Source organism: Gordonia malaquae NBRC 108250 (genome assembly GCF_000344135.1).
Lineage (GTDB): Bacteria > Actinomycetota > Actinomycetes > Mycobacteriales > Mycobacteriaceae > Gordonia > Gordonia malaquae.
This window is the reverse complement of record NZ_BAOP01000014.1, coordinates 25,024-41,967: the sequence shown is the minus strand read 5'-3', so window position 1 is coordinate 41,967 and position 16,944 is coordinate 25,024. Positions and strand designations below refer to the sequence as shown.

The following is a 16,944-nucleotide window of genomic DNA, read 5'->3' as shown; positions in this document are numbered from 1 at the left end:
ATGCGACTTCTATTGATCGAGGACGACCCGCACATCGTCGAGGCGCTTCAGATGAGCCTGGAACGCCTCGATCACACTGTGCGGGCCGAGCCCGCCGATCCCGGCGTCCGACTGCCGGGGCTTCTCGACGCAGCAGACGTCGTGATTCTCGACATCGGACTGCCCGGCGCGGACGGCTTCAGCATCTGCCGTTCGATTCGGGCGATCAGTGACATCCCGATCATCATGCTGACCGCCAGGTCGGACGACATCGACATGGTCGCTGGGCTGGAAGCCGGCGCGGACGACTACGTCGTCAAACCGGTGAGCCCGCGAGTCCTCGACGCCAGGATCAAGGCGAACGTCCGACGCGTCGCGAGTGCCACGGTCGGTCCACCTCCGTCGACGGCGACCCCCGGCTCCGTGGCCCTCGGCGACCTGATCGTCGATCGCGGTGCCGCCCAGGTGCGGCGGGACGGGGAACCATTGCCGCTGAGCCCGACCGAGACTCGCTTGATGCTGACGTTCGCCGATCACGTCGGCCAGGTCCTGAGCCGGGATCAGCTCCTCGAACTCGTGTGGGACCAGTCGTATCTCGGAGATTCACGCCTCGTCGACAACGCGATTCAGCGTTTGAGGACCAAGATCGGAGACCACCACATCGAGACGGTCCGCGGTTTCGGTTATCGGTTCGCACCATGCGAGTGACGCCGTGATCGCCAGACTGCTCCCCAGCCTGCGAGCCCGAGTCCTCCTGGGGACTGTGCTCGTTGTGCTCGTGACCGCGCTCGGCGCGGGCGGCGCCACCGCTCTGTCCGCCCGATCCTGGGCCTACCAGGACGCGCAGGACGCCGCTCTGGCGACGTTCACCGACGAGATGGCAGCGCTCCGCGACAACCCGATGGACGTCCCCGCCGATGTCATCGTCACCGTCGGCGGCGAGGTGATCGCCGATCCGCGGGCCACCGCCGATCTCGTGCCGACCGACCTCCGCGCCAACGTCGACCGCAATCCCACCCTGTTCCGGTTCGAACGACTGTCCTCCGAGCGGATAGCCATCGGGTATCAGCCGGGCGGAGACTTTCCCACTCGCAGCTACTTCGTCGTCAGGCCGCTGCTCGACGTGTCCGAACGCCTCAATCACCTCATGACGATTCTCGCTGCGGCCGTGGCAGGCAGCGTGGTGCTCGGCATCGCGCTCGGCGCGTTCGTGGTCCGGTCCGTCGTGCGCCCGCTCAAGAATGTCGAAAGCGCGGCCAAGAGGATCGCAGCAGGTGACGACGGCGTCCGCATGCCGCCGACAGACGTGCGCGAGCTGCAGGACGTGACGGCATCGTTGAACGACATGCTTGATGAGCAGGACGCCGCGCTGACCGTGCTGAAGGAAGAGGAACAACGCGCGCAACGGTTTGTCGCAGACGTGTCACACGAGCTGAGGTCCCCGCTCGCCGCGATGGTGCCCGCCGCAGAGGTGCTGCAGGAGGAACTGGCCGACGACCCGGGATACGCGGGACGAGCGGCGAGCCTGGTCTCCCGTGAGGTCACCGCGATGGCGGCCCTGGTCGAGGATCTGCTCGAGATGACGCGCCGCGATGCGGGGCTGGCCGACATCTCCGTCGAGACAGTCGACGTCCTGCGGGTCCTGACCGACGCGCTCGATCGCCGCGGCTGGTCGGACGTCGAGATCCGAGGGTCGACGATATCGGTGTCGACCGACCCGAGGCGCCTTGTCGCAGTGGTCACGAATCTCGTCGGGAACGCCGTCCGGCACGGCGCCTCCCCCGTGTCGGTTCACATCTCGCACCGACCGGGAGTGCTGACGGTCGCCGTCGTCGACCGCGGCCCAGGGGTCCCGGCCGAACACGTGTCGAGGATCTTCGAGCGCCTCTACAAGGCGTCGGACGCTCGGACGCGCACCGGGGGCGCGGGCCTCGGCCTCGCGATCGCCAGGGAGAACGCTCAACTGCTCGGCGGCGACGTCCGATACCTGCGCACCGACGTCGAGGGCTCACCTGCGACGGTCTTTGTCGCAGAGGTCGCCGACTCCCAGACCCGACCACCTACGACACGACCGCCGCACAGTCGCTCCACCGGCGGGACCTGACCGGGACATCCGCCGCCGATTCTGGGTGCATGACCACCAGAATTGTTCGCCTCCTCGCCGTCGCCGTCGTCTCCGTGTCGCTCATACTCGTCTCGACCGCCTGCCGCATCGGCGACGTCTCCCGCTCGCTCGTCGACACGTCCGACAACGGGTCGCTGCCCGACGAAGGCGTCACCGTCGACTCGTCGTCGGCCGCGATAACTCGACTGGATCCGGATCTGTTGGATGCGCTGCGTCGTGCCGTCGCCGACGCACGATCGCAGAACATCGACATCCGCATCACCTCGGGTTGGAGGTCGAGGGACTTCCAGCAGTCGTTGTTCGCGGATGCGGTCGGGACGTACGGTTCCGAAGACGCAGCGTCCCGGTTCGTCGCCTCCCCCGACAAGTCGAAGCACGTGACCGGCGAAGCGGTCGACGTCGGTCCCACCGACGCGATGGATTGGATGTCGCGCAACGGATCCGACTACGGGTTGTGCCAGATCTTCGCGAATGAGCTCTGGCACTACGAACTCGTGGCCGACGACGGCTGCCCAGACCTCCTGCCCGATGCGAGTGCGCTGTGACCCCGGTCGCTCTGACCGGCCAGGTACCGTAGAGGTCGTGGCCGACACTGCAGCATCCCACCCGAAGCGACACCGACCTGCGTTGATCGCACTCGTGGTGGTCGCCGCGGGAGCCTGCCTGGCGCTTGCATGGTGGCAGTGGGGCCGGTTCGAATCGTCATCGGGCAGCTTCCAGAACCTCGGCTATGCACTGCAGTGGCCTGCGTTCGCCATCGCCGTCGTGTACGCGTATCGCCGGTTCGTCGTGATGGAGTCCGATCCGGACGCTGTTCACACCGCCGCCGAGCGTCGGGGGCCCACCGAGATCCCCGATGGCGTCCTACCTGCGCGTCCGACGGCAGGTGATCCGCACATCGCGGTCTTCGACGAACCCGACGACGGTCTCGCCGACTACAACCGGTATCTCTCCGAACTCAATGATCGCGGCGACGACGTCCGCTGATCTGCACTGTCTGATCTGCACCGAAGGAACATCTGTGACCGACATGTCCAAGGCCGAGTCCATGCCCAAGGCCGAGTCTGCCGCCACTCAGAAGCGCGTGCACGGCGCCCTCGTCCGCTACCGCGTCCTCGCCTGGATCACCGGTATCTGGCTGCTGGCTCTGGTCGCCGAGATGGTCGCCAAGTACGGCTTCGACGTCGACGGTTACGGCTGGGTCGGCATCGCTCACGGCTGGATCTACTTCGTGTACCTGATCTTCACGGTCGACTTGAGCATCAAGGCTCGCTGGCCCCTGCCCAAGCTGGCGCTGACCGCCATCGCCGGAACCATCCCGTTCCTGTCGTTCTACTTCGAGCACATCCGCACCCGCGAAGTGAAGTCGGAATTCAACCTCGCGTAGGCGCAGTTCGACCCTGTCCTGATCAGGCCAGGGCCCGCAGCAGCGGAACGAGCTGCACGAGGGCCTTGCCGCGGTGGCTGAGCGCGTCCTTCTCGTCGGGCGCCAGTTCAGCCGACGTGCGGCCGCCCGCAGCGGCGTCGTCGGGTACGAACAGCGGATCGTAGCCGAATCCCTCACCGCCGCGGCGCTGCGCGATGATCGCCCCACGCCACTCCCCTCGCACGACGGTCTCGGCGCCGTCGGGCATGACGAGCGCACACACGGACACGAACGCGGCCCCGCGTCGATCCTCCGGCACGTCGCTCAGCTGGGCGAGGAGCAGATCGTTGTTGCCCTCGTCGACGGAACTCCCTGACACCAAGCCGCCGGACCAACGCGCCGACAGGATGCCGGGCATTCCGTTCAACGCGTCGACGCAGATTCCCGAGTCGTCGGCGAGCGACGGCAGTCCCGTCCGCGCCACCGCCTCACGCGCCTTGATCAGCGCGTTCTCCTCGAACGACGCCCCGTTCTCGACAGGTTCCGGGTACGCCTCGAAGTCGCCGAGGCCCACCACGGTGAGCCCGGAGATGCCTGCCGCCTCGACAACGCGACGAAGTTCCTTGAGCTTCTTCGCGTTGCCGGAGGCGAGGAGGATTCGACCGGTCACTTGGCGGTCGGCAGATCGCCGGGATACGGCTCTGCGAGGACGGCGCGCTGCGCGTCGACGATCTGTGCGATGCCCGCTTCTGCGACGTCGAGCATCGCGTCGAGGGTGCGTCGCGGGAACGTCGCGCCTTCGCCGGTGCCCTGGACCTCTACGAGGGTTCCAGCGTCGGTGGCGACGACGTTCATGTCGATCTCCGCGCGCGAATCCTCTTCGTAGGGAAGGTCCAGCCGAACGCGGCCGTCGACCACGCCGACGCTGATCGCCGCGATGACGCAGGACAGCGGCTGCGGGTCGTTGAGCTTGCCGGCCGCGCCGAGCCAGGTGACGGCGTCGGCGAGTGCGACGTATGCGCCTGTGATGGCTGCGGTCCGGGTGCCGCCGTCCGCCTGGAGAACGTCGCAGTCGATGGCGATCGTGTTCTCACCGAGGGCCGCGAGGTCGATGCACGCCCGCAGGGACCGTCCGACGAGGCGGCTGATCTCGTGTGTGCGGCCGCCGATCTTGCCCCGGACCGACTCACGCTTGTTGCGCTCGTGCGTGGCCGCCGGGAGCATCGAGTACTCCGCCGTCAGCCAGCCCAGTCCCGAACCCCGGCGCCACGACGGCACCCCTTCGTTCACGGACGCCGTGCACATCACTCGTGTGTTGCCGAATTCCACCAGGACCGAACCCGCCGGGTGCGAGGTGAATCCGCGGGTGAACTTGATGGGTCGAAGTTCGTTGTCGGCCCTGCCGTCTGCTCGTGTGCTCACGCTGCCCACTCTATCGCTCGGCGGCGACTCAGAAGGCGAGCGGCCGGTACGACAGAGCTTTGTCGACGATCAGCTCAGGCGTCAACGATGTCGGACTCCACCACATGTAATCGCTGATCTGCGGGTCGGACACCGCGTCGCAGATGCGTTGCATGATCGCGTCCGCGGCATGGTCGTCGGCGGCCGATTCAGGATCCATCGCCTCACGAACCAACTCGATCAGCTCGTCGCGGGTCATGCCGAAGGGACCCACGGTGGATGAAAGCTCGTCCATGTAGTGCAGGTTATCGCCGATTGATGCGGTCCATGCGCGGCCGCCGTGTCTGAGCGATTCCTCGATCACGCGCTGGCGTGCGACGACAGCGCCGCGCGTTCCCGCGGCAGTTTCCGTTCCCGCGCTTCGGCGGGACGAAGCGCGGGAACGAGTAGTGCCGCGGGAGCGGACCAGGTCCACCGGACGCATCGCAGTGAAGGTGACGGTCGATCGAACGGACGGGACTCCGTTCGATACAGCGACGCCCATGCATCTGCGTCGACGTCCGAACGGCTCGCGACGTTTCGACACGCCTCGTCGCTGCGCTCCTCGACGGCTCAAGGAGCAGGAAGGGGCTGCACGCGTCAGACGGGTTTGCGGACCTCGATGATCTGACCTTGGTGAACGAGTTGGAGGGGGCCGGCGTACGCGCCGGACGCCTCGTCGAGGATGGCGTCGGAGTCGGTCCACGGGACCACGTGAGTAAGCGCGAGGGACCGGACGGCGGCGTCCGCCGCGACCTGCCCGGCTTCCACGCCCGACAAGTGCAGCCCCTCCGGTCGGACGTCGGGGTCGTGTGTCCACGACGCCTCACAGAGGAAGAGGTCGGCGTCGCGCGCCAGTTCGACCACCTCGTCGCAGACGCCGGTGTCGCCGCTGTACGCGAGGACCTCACCGTCGGGCCCGGTGATCCGCAGACCGAATGTGGCGGGAGGGTGATTGACCTTGAACGGCTCGATGTGGAGGCCGTGCACGTCGACCGCCACTCGGTCCTGCCACTCCCGGACGTCGTAGGTGTCGGAGATGTCGTCGATCTCGCCGGGGTACTCGCTGGAGCCGGCCCCGATTCGCAGTGCGGTCCCCTCCGGCCCGAACAGGAAGGAGCGCTCGGTCGCACTCTCGGGCGCCCATCGACGCCACACGAGCATCGCCGGGAGGTCCATGCAGTGGTCCGCGTGCAGATGACTCAGCAGGACAGCCACGTGGTTGGGGTTCGCGTGCTGGAGAAGTTCGCCGAAGACGCCGTGTCCACAATCGATCAACACGGGCGGGTGGCCGTCGGCCTGCACGAGGTATCCCGAACAGGCAGCACCGGGGCCGTTCACACTCCCTGAGCACCCGAGCACCGTCAATCGCATGGGCACCACTCTGCCACGCACTGTCGCGAATCAAGAGTCGAACGGCCGCCGCGTGACTGACGAATTCACCGCCGTCCATTTATGGGACGGGTCACACAACATCGAGATACAACACTCGCTCCACCTGCAGCGTTCGCGATTCAGACCTAAAGAAGTATGAAATCCACTGCGCAACAAGGCGTTAGGGCAGCATGCCACTCGATGAACGACCAACTGCGACGCCCTTGCCAACCGCCGCGAATCTCGTCAACGACTGGGCTATCGTGAACGGCGTGAAACACCGCAAACGGCGTCGGCAGCAGACGTTCCTCATCGTCGTAGCCATCCTGTTCCTTGCGCTTCTCATCGGCGTCAACTTCATCTGGCCCGCAGGTTTCGGCGTGTTCATCGCAGTCGGCGGTACGGTCGGCGCACTCATGGTCCTCTACGAGGTCCGCCTGACCAAGCAAATCGCGCAAGCCGAGTTCATTCGCGACCTTCAAACGAGCTTCACATCCGATCCCGAGATCGGCGCGCTCTGGAAGAAGATCCTCCTCGAGGAGGAGATCACCGCGACGGACCGTTTCGCGATGAGTAACTATCTCACCTTCTTCGAGACGCTGCACCTGCTGCACCAGCGGGGGGCCCTCGACTTCTCGCTCACCGACGATCTCTTTCGAAACCGATTCTTCCGCGCCATCGGTCATCCGGCGATCCTGCGTGCGACAATTCTGAAGAATCCAGAGTCGTTCAAGAATATCCGAGACCTCGTCACAGAATGGGTGGATCACATCGTCACCAACGGCAAGCCGACCCCGCCCGGCTACGTCACCTACGCCGAGGCGACTGCCGAGCAGGCAGGCTACGTCCGCGTCGAGCTCACCGTCGACGATCTCGACGAAGTTCGCGAACTTCAGCGCGCGACCCTGCAGGAACTCGGATCGTCACCGTGGCTCCGCACGAACGACGACGACATGCTCCACCTCTGCCTTGACGGCGGCGGCACCGAATCGGGTCACACCTTGCACAAGGTGGTCGGCTGGCGAAAAGACGGCGAGCTCGTGTCGATCGCGATCCTCTACGACGGCCAGACTGGGCACGAGAGCATCCGCCGCTACACGACGGACGACCCGGCCGAGATGCTCGCTTCCGTCAACTTCAAACTGATCATCACGCACCCCGCTCACAAGCGGAACGGCCTCAGCCACAGTCTTGCGTTCCGCCTGGAACAGGAAGCCCGCCTCCGCCGCAAGCGCGAGATCCGGGCGACAATCCACCCCGACAACGTCCCGAGCCGACGCCTGTTCGAGACCCTCGGCTACAAGTACATGGGCAAGACCCAAACGTCGTACGGCGAGCGGACAATCTACGCGAAGGCGCTCGTCACTCGATGACAGCGCCCAGAGCGTCGATGCACTCGACGAAGTCTGCGGCCTTCGCCTTGTAGCTCCGATACATGTCGTAACTCGGTGCCGCAGGCGACAACACAACGCTCGACACCGGCAGCCGCGCAGCGACGGCGACAGCATCGGCGAGGCTGTCCGCACGCGACACGAAGTCGTGGTGCTCCGCTGCATACCGCTCACCGATCCGATGTCCGTTGGACGGGATCTGTACGAGATGTACGTCGCCGGGGTGCTCCGCCAAATAGTCGTCGACTGCCGTGTAGTCGATACCGCGGTCGAGCCCCCCGACGATCACCGCCGTCGGACCTGCGGATCGCAACGCGCGCATCGCGGCGACGACACTGTCGGCAGTGGTGGCGAGAGTGTCGTCCACCCACGTCCGACCGGCCGTCTGGCGAACCACTTCGAGACGGTGCGGCAACGCACCGAACGTGTTCATCGCGGCGAGCAGTTCGTCATCGCCGATCGACCGGCCCAACACCCACTCCGCGGCCAGCAACGCCAGCAGACCGTTCACCCGATTGTGCGGGTGCGACATCGGCGAATTCGCATCGATTCCGACCGTCGGCCAACGATCAGCCGCCGCGTCCTCACTGAGCACGACGTCGGGCACGTCGACGGCAGTGGCACTGAGCTCGCGCAACCGGGCCAGAGCACGCGATTCACAGATCAGGACGTCACTGCCTGACTCGAAGATTCGAGACTTCGCGCGCACGTACTCGTCGACGTCGCCATGCCAGTCGAGGTGGTCCTCCCCCAGATTCGTGACGACGGCGACCTGGGGCGAATGCCGCAGGACCGCGCACTGCTGGCTCGACATCTCTGCCACCACGATCTCGTCGTCGGCAGGCTCCAATTGCACGAGCGGAATCCCGATGTTGCCCGCGACAGTCGCTCGCGCGCCGACAACCGTCAGCAGGTGCGCGAGGAACGACGACGTCGTGCTCTTGCCCTTGGTCCCCGTGACGCCTACGGTCTGCGCTCCCGCCACGGACAGGAAGAGGTCGGTGGCCGACGACACCGTCACGCCAGCCGACTCACGAAGCGCGACGGCCACGTCGTGACGCCATGGGATGCCCGGACTGAGGAACACGACGTCGCAGTCGAAGAACCGTGACAGCGCGTCGTCACCCGCATGGAACTCCACGATGTCGGCGGGCAGCTCGGCCGGACGCGTCACCGTCGACGAGTCGACCCCGACAACGCTGGTGGCACCCGACTCCACGGCCGCTCTGACCACGGCCAGCCCCTCCACGCGCAGCCCCCACACGCCGACGCGGCGGCCCTGCAGGTCAGCGCGATACGAGAGCACCGAGCACACCTGCGTACGGGGCGGGAATGTTCTCCGACTCGGCGACCGGCACCCGGTTGGCCGCGCTCGCCATCAGTCGTGTCCGATCGTCGGCCATCCGCCGCACCACCGCGTCGTCCGACCATTCGGAATCGTCCATCAGATCGACGAACGCCTCCGCGACCTCCGAGTAGTCGCCGACGCACTCGAACGGCTTGTGAGCAGTGAGGCCGGCCAGTTCCAGGAACAGCTCTGTGTTCTGGTCATTGTCGAGGACGTTCTGCGCGAAGATCGCGCACAGTCGGTCGCGCCCGATCCGCGGCGCCAACAGGACGAACACGAACAGGCACTTGGGGCATTCGCCGCACCACCGCGAACGACGGCGGCTCTCGTCCAACGCGAACGACCTGTTACAGCTGACGAACACATCGAAATACGCGGTGCAGCCACGGAACAGGTCGGCGATGTCGGATTCGGGCAGGCCTCGCAGCAGGGAGAAGTACCGAGCCGGATCCATCCCGTAATCGGCCAGCATTGACCGAAGCAGGTTCTCGTACTCGCGGCTCTTGGACCACTGGTGATTGATCTCGAAACCGTGCCAGCTGAGGTTCTCGATGTCGGCCGACTGCTCGTTCGACATCACCACTGACCCCAGGCCCGCCACATCTGCGGCGATCAGCGCGATAACACTGTTGATCGCCGTCACCGGGATATGCCCGTTGTAGGCGCCCGCGCCGTTGAGTTCGATGAGCGTGCGGTCTATCTTGCGCAGCACGTGCACCGACGACAGTCCGCTCACCGCGATGCAGTCCTCGATCGGCTGATACCTGTTCACGCTGAACAGCGTCGGCGTCCGGCCAGCGGCCTTGAGCGCCTCGATCGACACGACGGAGTCTTTGCCGCCGCCGACGGCGACGAGCGGCTCCGCGTCGAGGGTCCACGCCGACTCCGCGGCTGCGATCTCAACGTCGCCGCCGAGCCGGTAGTCGAGCATCGGGGTGAGCGCGTCGGGCAACTGATTCTCGAACGCGAACTCGCCGAGACCGCCGCGGATCACCGCGGCCACATACGCCGCCTCCGACTCGGTGATCGGGAAGTCGATCGACACCGTCTCCGGTGCCGACGCCTTGTAGTAACTGACTCCGGCAGTCAGTGCCAGCAGACGGAGGAGACGAGGATCGAAGGCCACAGTCGAATCGATGCCGCCGAAATCGAAAGTCTCGGCGAATTCGACGTCGTCGGCACCATTCGATCCGATGAGCGAATATCGCGCAGAAACAACTCGTCCTTCAATCTGGCATTCCCTGATCAGAAGCCTCCGATAGTCAGCCGGATTGAATTCAGTTGTCACACCCATAAATCAGATTCTATCACGGTGACCAGCGGAGACGGAGGTCACGGACGCCGCGAGCACGCCGCCGATCGCTCCGAAAAGATGCCCCTGCCAGGAGACGCCCGCGGTGCCCGGCAACGCTCCCCACAGAATGCCGCCGTAGATGAACAGCACAACGATCCCGCCGAGCACCTGCCACACGTCGCGGTTGAACGCACCGCGCACGATCAGGAACGTCAACCAACCGAAGACGATTCCCGACGCGCCGATCGTCACCGAGTCGGACGGCGAGATCAGCCACACTCCCAGCCCGGACGTCACCCAGATGACGGCGGTCACGGCGACCGCGTGTCCGGACAGCACCACGAAGAACCCGAGCACAACGCCCGGCAGGAGATTGCCGACAAGATGTGCGAAGTCGGCGTGCAGGAACGGCGCCCAGAGAATGCCAAGCAGGCCCGACCAACTGCGTGGAACGATGCCGTGCGCATCGAGCCGGCCGTCCATCACGGTGTCGATCAGTTCGATCGCGAACAGCACCGCGGCCATCACGGCGACGGCGATCACCGCCGACAACCACCGGCCCCAGGGGGCGTCCGGCTTCGCTGGCCTCGTCGTGTCGGGGATCATTCCGTCTCGACTCCGTTCGATGAACCGGAGTCGCGGCCCGGCGCCACGAACGCGGACGGCACGGCGTCGCGATAGGCGGGGATCCCCGCGACCGACGTCGCGTTGACGACGGCCGAGACGATGGCGCGTTGAACGACGACCGCGGACGCCTCGCTCAACGCGGCGACGACGGCGGTGTCGGGTTCCATGCCCGGCGGGATGGGCACCGCGGCATCGGCGTCCACCGGGGTCCCTCCGGTCGCGACGGCGAAGAGGGTGTCACCGTCCAACGGCGAGTGGGCCGGCCGGACCGCGCGAGCGAGACCGTCGTGTCCGGACATCGCGAGACGTCGCAGCGCCGCGACCGGCAACGCGGCGTCCGTCGCGACCACACCGATCGTGGTGTTCAAGACTGTTCCTTTCGCAGACAGTTCTCGAAGTCCGGTGATCTCCCCCGCCGTGGGCGTCGTGAGCCCGTGCCAAGCGAGGTCGTCCGAGCCCCACGGGAGGCCGGTTGCCGGATCGATCACCTGGCCGACGGGATTCGCGACCACAAGAGCGCCGACCGTCAGTCCGCGGGCTGGTCCGTCGGCCAGCGTCAACGACGCCGTCCCGACTCCACCCTTGAGTGCACCGGCTCGTGCTCCCGCACCCGCACCGACGGAACCGACCTCGACGTCGCGGGTCGCGGCGGCGAGCGCTCGGCGTCCGAAGTCGGCGTCGGGTCTGTTGTCCCATCGTCCGACCGGCAGATCGAAGATCACCGCTCCCGGAACGATCGGAACCACGTGGCCCTGCAGGTCCATCGGCAGACCCACGCCGTCGGCCTCCAGTCCGAGCATCACGCCGTCGGCCGCTGCGAGTCCGTAGGCGCTGCCGCCGGTGAGAACGATCGCGTGTGCGCCGCGGACGCTGTTGCCCGGCTCCAGCAGGTCCGTCTCCCGAGTTCCGGGGCCACCTCCGCGCACGTCGACCGCGGTCGTCGAACCGTCGGGGACACGCACGACGGTGGTGCCCGTCGCCCATCCGACTCCGGGTTCGGTCAGGGTCGCGACGACCACCTCGTCGTCGATCCGGTGCGCATGTCCCACCGTGACGCCTGCGACGTCCGAGATCGTGCCACCGGTCGCAGCGATCATTCGCCGGTCTCCCAGTCCGACTCGGTCCACTCATCGGCCATCAGTGCCTCGACGAGCAGTCCTTGGACGACGGACAGCCAGTCGTACACGTCGCGGTGCGCCGCCTGGGGATGATCCGGCGCCAGGCGCATCGGCTGTTCGTCGATCCCGAGCATCGCGCCGAGCGCCAGTCGCACGTCGGTGAGTGCGGCGAGCCACCGGTCGGCTTCGCCCTCGGTGAGCCGGATGTCGCCGCCGCCCGGCGGCAGCGTGTCGAGGACGGTGGCCGCCGCCTCGAGTTTCGCGTCGATGATCTTCGGTTCGTTGACGCTGCGGAGACCGCCGTTGAGATCGGAGGCCAACGACGCGGCCGTGAGCTCCGGCTCCTGATCCGGCCGGTGAAAATCGGGCAGGAGGCGCCCGAGGGTGACGTCTTGCGGCGCTGTGGTGTGTCCGGTTGTGATGCCGGTGAGGGCCGACAGTTCGTCGCGAGGCGCGGAGTCGCCTCGCTCGGTGAGTATCTCCGCGATCGACTCGACCATCGATGCGAGGAGTTGGCACTCGTAGCTCTCGAGGTTCGAGCAGATCCGCACGTCGGCACCGGATCCGGTGCGCCGCCAAGTTCTCATACCGCAGTCCTCATACCGAGCTCCTCGTGCCGCAAGCCGTCATTTGTCGTGCTGCATGGTCGCCCACAGGCCTGCGGCCTGGAGTTTCTGCACGTCACCCTCGACCTTGGTGCGATCGCCCGACGACACGACGGCCTTGCCTTCGTTGTGCACCTGCATCATCAGCTCACGCGCCTTGACCTCGGAGTACCCGAACAGCTTCTGGAAGACGTAAGCGACATAGTTCATGAGATTGACGGGATCGTCCCAGACCACCGTGACCCACGGCCTGTCGGTCACGACCTCGGGTTCGGCTACCGCCGTACCGGTGCTCGTGCCCGGCGTCACGTCATCGCGCACCATGAGTAATAGGGTAGCGAACGTGACCGCTACAGCGCTTCTCACCGACCAGTACGAACTGACCATGATCTCGGCCGCCCTGCGCGCCGGGACAGCGGATCGTCCCTGCGTGTTCGAGGTATTCGCGCGCCGACTGCCCGACGGACGTCGCTACGGCGTCGTCGCGGGCACCGGGCGGGTGCTCGACGCGCTCGCCGACTTCCGCTTCGGTGACGACGAGATCGCCGCGCTCGACGGCATCGTCGACGAGCAGACTCTCGCCTGGCTCGCCGACTACCGCTTCACCGGCGAGATCGACGGCTACCGGGAAGGTGAGCTCTACTTCCCCGGGTCGCCGATCATGACGGTGCGCGGCGGCTTCGCAGACGCCGTGATCCTGGAGACGATGATCCTGTCGATCCTCAATCACGACAGCGCCATCGCCTCGGCCGCCGCTCGAATGGTGAGCGCGGCCGCCGGTCGACCGATCATCGAGATGGGCGGTCGACGCACCCACGAACGGTCGGCGGTCTCATCGGCGCGAGCCGCGTACATCGCGGGCGTCACCGCGACGTCGAACCTCGAGGCCGCACGCACCTACGGCGTCCCCAGTGCAGGCACCGCCGCGCACGCTTTCACCCTCTTGTTCTCCACCCACGCGGGCACTGACGAGAAGGCCGCATTCGCTGCGCAGATCGACGCGCTCGGCGTCGGGACCACCCTGCTCGTCGACACTTACGACATCACGACGGGTGTCTCGAACGCCGTCGCCGTCGCCGGCCCCGAGTTGGGCGGCGTCCGCATCGACTCCGGCGATCTCGGTGTCCTCGCACGTCAGGTCCGAGCGCAGTTGGACGGGCTCGGCGCACCCGACACGAAGATCGTCGTCTCCGGTGATCTCGACGAGTACGCGATCGCGTCGCTGCGCGCGGAACCCGTCGACACCTACGGCGTCGGGACTTCGCTCGTCACCGGCAGCGGCGCACCGACTGCGGGCATGGTCTACAAGCTCGTCGAGGTCGACGGCGTCCCGGTCGCCAAGCGAGCCAGTCACAAGGAGAGCCACGGCGGCGCCAAGCGCGCAATCCGTGCAGCCCGCGACACCGGGACCATCGTCGAGGAGATCGTCGTGACCGGCGGCACGGACGTGGCCGCCGCCGATCTCGTCGACGCGGGTAATCTGGACGTTCGGGACCTGCAGATCCCGCTGGTGCGCGAAGGTCGTGTCGTCGAGGGTCTGCCCACGCTGGTCGACGCGCGGGATCACCTCGCTCGTGGCCTCGTGTCGCTTCCATGGGAGGGCCTCGGCCTGAGCCACGGCGACCCTGCGGTCCCCACCCGATACGTGACCCGACCGGAGAAGTGATGACCGACAACCGCGCATTGATCGTCGTCGACGTGCAGAACGACTTCTGCGAGGGCGGCGCACTCGCGGTTCGCGGCGGAGCGGCCGTCGCCGGGTCGATCAACACGATCACCGACGACTACAGCACCGTCGTCGCCACCCGCGACTACCACATCGATCCGGGTGACCACTTCTCCGACGACCCCGACTACGTCGACTCCTGGCCTCCGCATTGCCGGGCCCGCACCGACGGCGTCGGATTCCACCCGACGCTCGACACCGAACCGTTCGCGGCGGTCTTCGACAAGGGCGCGTACAGCGCCGCATACTCGGGTTTCGAAGGCTCCGACGCCGACGGCACGTCGCTCGCGGAATGGCTCGCCGACCACGGCGTCACCGAGGTCGACGTGGTCGGCATCGCGACCGATCACTGTGTCCGGGCGACGGCCGTCGACGCAGTGAAAGCGGGACTGCGCACGCGAGTGCTGCTCCCGTACACCGCAGCCGTCGCCGAGGCCACGACCGAGTCCGCGTTCACGCAGATGCGTGAGCTCGGCGTCGAGCTCTCCGGCGACCTGTTGTACACCGGTGCTCCCGCCGACAGTTCGACGCCCGACGCCCAGTGACCGACATCCCCGCCGTTCCCGAACTCCTCGACCACGCGGTCACCGAACTCGGAGGCAGTCGGCGCGAGGGGCAGCTGGCGATGGCCACTGCCGTCGCCGCTGCCATCGACGACGACGTGCACCTCGCCGTCCAGGCCGGAACCGGTACCGGTAAATCACTCGCCTACCTCGTGCCGTCGATCCGGCACGCGGTCGAGAGCAACGACACCGTTGTGGTGTCCACCGCGACGATCGCCCTGCAGCGCCAGCTCACCGAACGGGACCTCCCCCGGTTGTCGAAGGCGTTGGCGAAGCCCATCGGCCGCGAGCCCACCTTCGCGATCCTCAAGGGCCGGGCGAACTACCTCTGCCTGAACAAGATCCATTCGGGTGTCGCGGAGGAACCCGACACGGAGTTGTTCGACGCGTTCGAGCTGTCCCGGACCGGGCGCGAGGTGACCCGCCTGCGCGAATGGGTCTCCGACACCGAGACCGGTGACCGCGACGATCTCCCACAGGGCGTGAGCGATCAGTCGTGGCGACAGGTCAGCGTCTCCTCTCGAGAGTGCCTCGGCGCCAACAACTGCCCGTACAGCGAAGACTGCTTCGCCGAGATCGCCCGCCGCAAAGCCGGCGCGTCGGACGTCATCGTCACCAACCACGCGATGTTGGCGATCGACGCCATGAGCCCGGCGACGATCCTCCCCGAGCACAAGGTGGTGGTGATCGACGAAGCGCACGAACTCGTCGACCGCATCACCTCGGTCACCACCGAGGAGATCTCTGCCGCAGGAGTCGCACAGGTCGCGCGACGCTGCGGGAAGCTCATCGACGACGAGACCGCCGATGCCCTCGTCGGTGCGGGCGAACAGCTCGGCATCCTGCTCGAGGACTCCCCCGCGGGCGAATGGGTGCGGCTTCCGAACGGCGCCGGCGAGATACTCGCATCGTTGCGGGACCGCCTCTGGAACGCTCGGAGCAGCATCGGACCCGCCAAGCAGGGATCGGCCGGCGCCGACCCGGAAGCGGCCGCCGCCCGCCAGATGGCGATGTCGTCCGCCGACTCCATGCACGACGCCGTGGTCCGTGTCCTCACGATGTTCGGCGAGAAGGACATCACCAAGCGATACGACGTGGTGTGGAAGTCGGTCGACGACTTCCGGAACAACACCCGTCACGTGCTCCGGATCGCGCCGCTGTCGGTCGCCGGGCTCCTGCGGACGTCGCTGTTCACCGATTCGACGGTGATACTGACGTCGGCCACGCTGACGATCGGCGGCAACTTCGACGCACTCGCTCGTACGTGGGGACTTCCCCCTCAGGGCGGCTCACCGGACAGCACCGCTGTGGAGGGCGCGGGTTGGCGTGGAATGGATGCGGGTTCGCCGTTCGACTACCCCAAGGCCGCGATCCTGTACGTGGCCGGGCACCTCCCCCCGCCCGGACGCGACGGGCTCTCCCCGAAGACCCTCGACGAGATGGTCGGCCTGATGGAAGCCGCAGGTGGACGCACACTCGGCTTGTTCTCCTCGATGCGAGCAGCCAAGGAGGCCACCGAGAAGCTCCGCGATCGAATGGACTTCCCGATCCTGTGCCAGGGCGACGACGCGACGTCGACGCTCATCAAGAAGTTCGCCGACGACGAACGGACGTGTCTGTTCGGCACGCTGTCGCTCTGGCAGGGCGTCGACGTCCCCGGTTCGTCACTGCGACTGGTGATGATCGACCGGATCCCGTTCCCCCGCCCCGACGATCCACTGCTGTCGGCGCGGCAGCGCGACGTCGACGCGCGCGGCGGAAACGGCTTCCTCACCGTCTCGGCCAACCACGCGGCGCTTCTGCTCGCCCAGGGCGCGGGCCGGCTGCTGCGATCCACGTCGGACAAGGGTGTCGTCGCCGTCCTCGACTCCCGTCTCGCGACAGCTCGATACGGCGGCTATCTGATGGCCGGCCTGCCGCCGTTCTGGCGCACCCGCGATCCGAAGCCCGTTGTCGCGGCTCTGCGGCGCCTGGCGTCGAGCTGACCG

19 protein-coding genes are annotated in these 16,944 nt (G+C 66.8%); 9 read left to right on the top strand and 10 right to left on the bottom strand.

Features of this window, described 5'->3' with window-relative positions:
- Genes GM1_RS10960 through GM1_RS10940 form a run of 5 tightly spaced genes read left to right on the top strand, consistent with a single transcriptional unit; the run spans nt 1 to nt 3,491 of the window.
- Nucleotides 1-687 carry a response regulator transcription factor gene (locus GM1_RS10960; protein ID WP_040519906.1) on the top strand — a complete coding sequence of 229 codons (687 nt, stop codon included), beginning with the start codon at nt 1-3 and terminating at the stop codon, nt 685-687.
- A gap of 4 nt (nt 688-691) precedes the next feature.
- A complete protein-coding gene (locus GM1_RS10955; RefSeq protein WP_008378801.1) occupies nt 692-2,083 on the top strand; it encodes a sensor histidine kinase in 1,392 nt (463 codons plus the stop codon).
- A 29-nt stretch (nt 2,084-2,112) separates the two neighbouring features.
- Nucleotides 2,113-2,649: a M15 family metallopeptidase gene (locus tag GM1_RS10950; protein WP_008378800.1), complete on the top strand. Its 537-nt coding sequence runs from the start codon at nt 2,113-2,115 to the stop codon at nt 2,647-2,649.
- Nucleotides 2,650-2,686: 37 nt separating this feature from the next.
- Entirely contained in the window at nt 2,687-3,091 is a 405-nt protein-coding gene (locus GM1_RS10945) for a glucitol operon activator (protein ID WP_040519903.1), read from the top strand.
- Nucleotides 3,092-3,134: 43 nt separating this feature from the next.
- A complete protein-coding gene (locus tag GM1_RS10940) occupies nt 3,135-3,491 on the top strand; it encodes a DUF3817 domain-containing protein (RefSeq protein ID WP_040519940.1) in 357 nt (118 codons plus the stop codon).
- Between the two features lie 22 nt (nt 3,492-3,513).
- On the opposite strand, the gene rdgB is transcribed toward GM1_RS10940, so the two are convergent.
- The 4 genes from rdgB to GM1_RS10920 all read right to left on the bottom strand — a co-directional run bounded on the left by rdgB (nt 3,514) and on the right by GM1_RS10920 (nt 6,284).
- Nucleotides 3,514-4,140: an RdgB/HAM1 family non-canonical purine NTP pyrophosphatase gene (rdgB, locus tag GM1_RS10935; RefSeq protein ID WP_008378797.1), complete on the bottom strand. Its 627-nt coding sequence runs from the start codon at nt 4,138-4,140 to the stop codon at nt 3,514-3,516.
- On the bottom strand, nt 4,137-4,892 hold the full coding sequence (gene rph, locus GM1_RS10930; RefSeq protein ID WP_008378795.1) for a ribonuclease PH: 756 nt from the start codon (nt 4,890-4,892) through the stop codon (nt 4,137-4,139). The genes rdgB and rph overlap by 4 nt, the downstream gene beginning before the upstream one ends.
- A 28-nt stretch (nt 4,893-4,920) precedes the next feature.
- Nucleotides 4,921-5,166 (bottom strand): bacteriocin immunity protein, encoded by a 246-nt coding sequence (locus tag GM1_RS22300; protein WP_157435953.1) that lies wholly within the window; start codon nt 5,164-5,166, stop codon nt 4,921-4,923.
- A 344-nt stretch (nt 5,167-5,510) separates the two neighbouring features.
- Nucleotides 5,511-6,284, bottom strand: coding sequence for a cyclic nucleotide-degrading phosphodiesterase (locus tag GM1_RS10920; protein ID WP_008378792.1), 774 nt, complete (start codon nt 6,282-6,284; stop codon nt 5,511-5,513).
- 272 nt (nt 6,285-6,556) lie between these two features.
- Between GM1_RS10920 and GM1_RS10915 the strand changes: the two genes are divergently transcribed.
- Nucleotides 6,557-7,657, top strand: coding sequence for a GNAT family N-acetyltransferase (locus GM1_RS10915; RefSeq protein WP_223291337.1), 1,101 nt, complete (start codon nt 6,557-6,559; stop codon nt 7,655-7,657).
- Here GM1_RS10915 and murD read toward each other — a convergent pair.
- The 6 genes from murD to clpS are packed head-to-tail and all read right to left on the bottom strand — an operon-like array spanning nt 7,647 to nt 12,991.
- Nucleotides 7,647-8,981: a UDP-N-acetylmuramoyl-L-alanine--D-glutamate ligase gene (gene murD / locus GM1_RS10910; protein ID WP_008378788.1), complete on the bottom strand. Its 1,335-nt coding sequence runs from the start codon at nt 8,979-8,981 to the stop codon at nt 7,647-7,649. The two genes, GM1_RS10915 and murD, sit on opposite strands and share 11 nt — an antisense overlap.
- Nucleotides 8,962-10,317, bottom strand: coding sequence for a MurL-like N-terminal domain-containing (locus tag GM1_RS10905; protein WP_008378787.1), 1,356 nt, complete (start codon nt 10,315-10,317; stop codon nt 8,962-8,964). The genes murD and GM1_RS10905 overlap by 20 nt, the downstream gene beginning before the upstream one ends.
- A gap of 3 nt (nt 10,318-10,320) precedes the next feature.
- The gene (locus tag GM1_RS10900) at nt 10,321-10,923 is read right to left on the bottom strand and encodes a rhomboid family intramembrane serine protease (protein WP_008378785.1); all 603 of its coding nucleotides are present in this window, start codon (nt 10,921-10,923) and stop codon (nt 10,321-10,323) included.
- Nucleotides 10,920-12,041, bottom strand: a complete 1,122-nt coding sequence (locus tag GM1_RS10895) for a P1 family peptidase (RefSeq protein ID WP_008378784.1) — start codon at nt 12,039-12,041, stop codon at nt 10,920-10,922. Before GM1_RS10895 ends, GM1_RS10900 begins: the two co-directional genes overlap by 4 nt.
- Nucleotides 12,038-12,649 carry an oxidative stress transcriptional regulator AosR gene (gene aosR, locus GM1_RS10890; RefSeq protein WP_008378783.1) on the bottom strand — a complete coding sequence of 204 codons (612 nt, stop codon included), beginning with the start codon at nt 12,647-12,649 and terminating at the stop codon, nt 12,038-12,040. Before aosR ends, GM1_RS10895 begins: the two co-directional genes overlap by 4 nt.
- A 39-nt stretch (nt 12,650-12,688) precedes the next feature.
- A complete protein-coding gene (gene clpS / locus GM1_RS10885) occupies nt 12,689-12,991 on the bottom strand; it encodes an ATP-dependent Clp protease adapter ClpS (protein ID WP_008378781.1) in 303 nt (100 codons plus the stop codon).
- On the opposite strand from clpS, the gene GM1_RS10880 reads away from it, so the two are divergent.
- The 3 genes from GM1_RS10880 to GM1_RS10870 are packed head-to-tail and all read left to right on the top strand — an operon-like array spanning nt 12,990 to nt 16,941.
- Nucleotides 12,990-14,333 (top strand): nicotinate phosphoribosyltransferase, encoded by a 1,344-nt coding sequence (locus GM1_RS10880; protein WP_040519900.1) that lies wholly within the window; start codon nt 12,990-12,992, stop codon nt 14,331-14,333. The two genes, clpS and GM1_RS10880, sit on opposite strands and share 2 nt — an antisense overlap.
- Entirely contained in the window at nt 14,333-14,938 is a 606-nt protein-coding gene (locus GM1_RS10875) for an isochorismatase family protein (protein ID WP_008378777.1), read from the top strand. The genes GM1_RS10880 and GM1_RS10875 overlap by 1 nt, the downstream gene beginning before the upstream one ends.
- Nucleotides 14,935-16,941, top strand: coding sequence for an ATP-dependent DNA helicase (locus GM1_RS10870; protein ID WP_008378775.1), 2,007 nt, complete (start codon nt 14,935-14,937; stop codon nt 16,939-16,941). Before GM1_RS10875 ends, GM1_RS10870 begins: the two co-directional genes overlap by 4 nt.
- Nucleotides 16,942-16,944 lie beyond the last annotated feature (3 nt).

Coding starts and splice junctions, on each gene's coding strand:
- GM1_RS10895 (WP_008378784.1), bottom strand. CDS start 12,041: ATGATCGCTGCGACCGGTGGCACGATCTCGGACGTCGCAGGCGTCACG.
- GM1_RS22300 (WP_157435953.1), bottom strand. CDS start 5,166: ATGGACGAGCTTTCATCCACCGTGGGTCCCTTCGGCATGACCCGCGAC.
- GM1_RS10940 (WP_040519940.1), top strand. CDS start 3,135: ATGTCCAAGGCCGAGTCCATGCCCAAGGCCGAGTCTGCCGCCACTCAG.
- GM1_RS10960 (WP_040519906.1), top strand. CDS start 1: ATGCGACTTCTATTGATCGAGGACGACCCGCACATCGTCGAGGCGCTT.
- GM1_RS10905 (WP_008378787.1), bottom strand. CDS start 10,317: ATGGGTGTGACAACTGAATTCAATCCGGCTGACTATCGGAGGCTTCTG.
- GM1_RS10920 (WP_008378792.1), bottom strand. CDS start 6,284: ATGCGATTGACGGTGCTCGGGTGCTCAGGGAGTGTGAACGGCCCCGGT.
- GM1_RS10900 (WP_008378785.1), bottom strand. CDS start 10,923: ATGATCCCCGACACGACGAGGCCAGCGAAGCCGGACGCCCCCTGGGGC.
- GM1_RS10880 (WP_040519900.1), top strand. CDS start 12,990: ATGAGTAATAGGGTAGCGAACGTGACCGCTACAGCGCTTCTCACCGAC.
- clpS (WP_008378781.1), bottom strand. CDS start 12,991: ATGGTGCGCGATGACGTGACGCCGGGCACGAGCACCGGTACGGCGGTA.
- GM1_RS10950 (WP_008378800.1), top strand. CDS start 2,113: ATGACCACCAGAATTGTTCGCCTCCTCGCCGTCGCCGTCGTCTCCGTG.
- aosR (WP_008378783.1), bottom strand. CDS start 12,649: ATGAGAACTTGGCGGCGCACCGGATCCGGTGCCGACGTGCGGATCTGC.
- GM1_RS10875 (WP_008378777.1), top strand. CDS start 14,333: ATGACCGACAACCGCGCATTGATCGTCGTCGACGTGCAGAACGACTTC.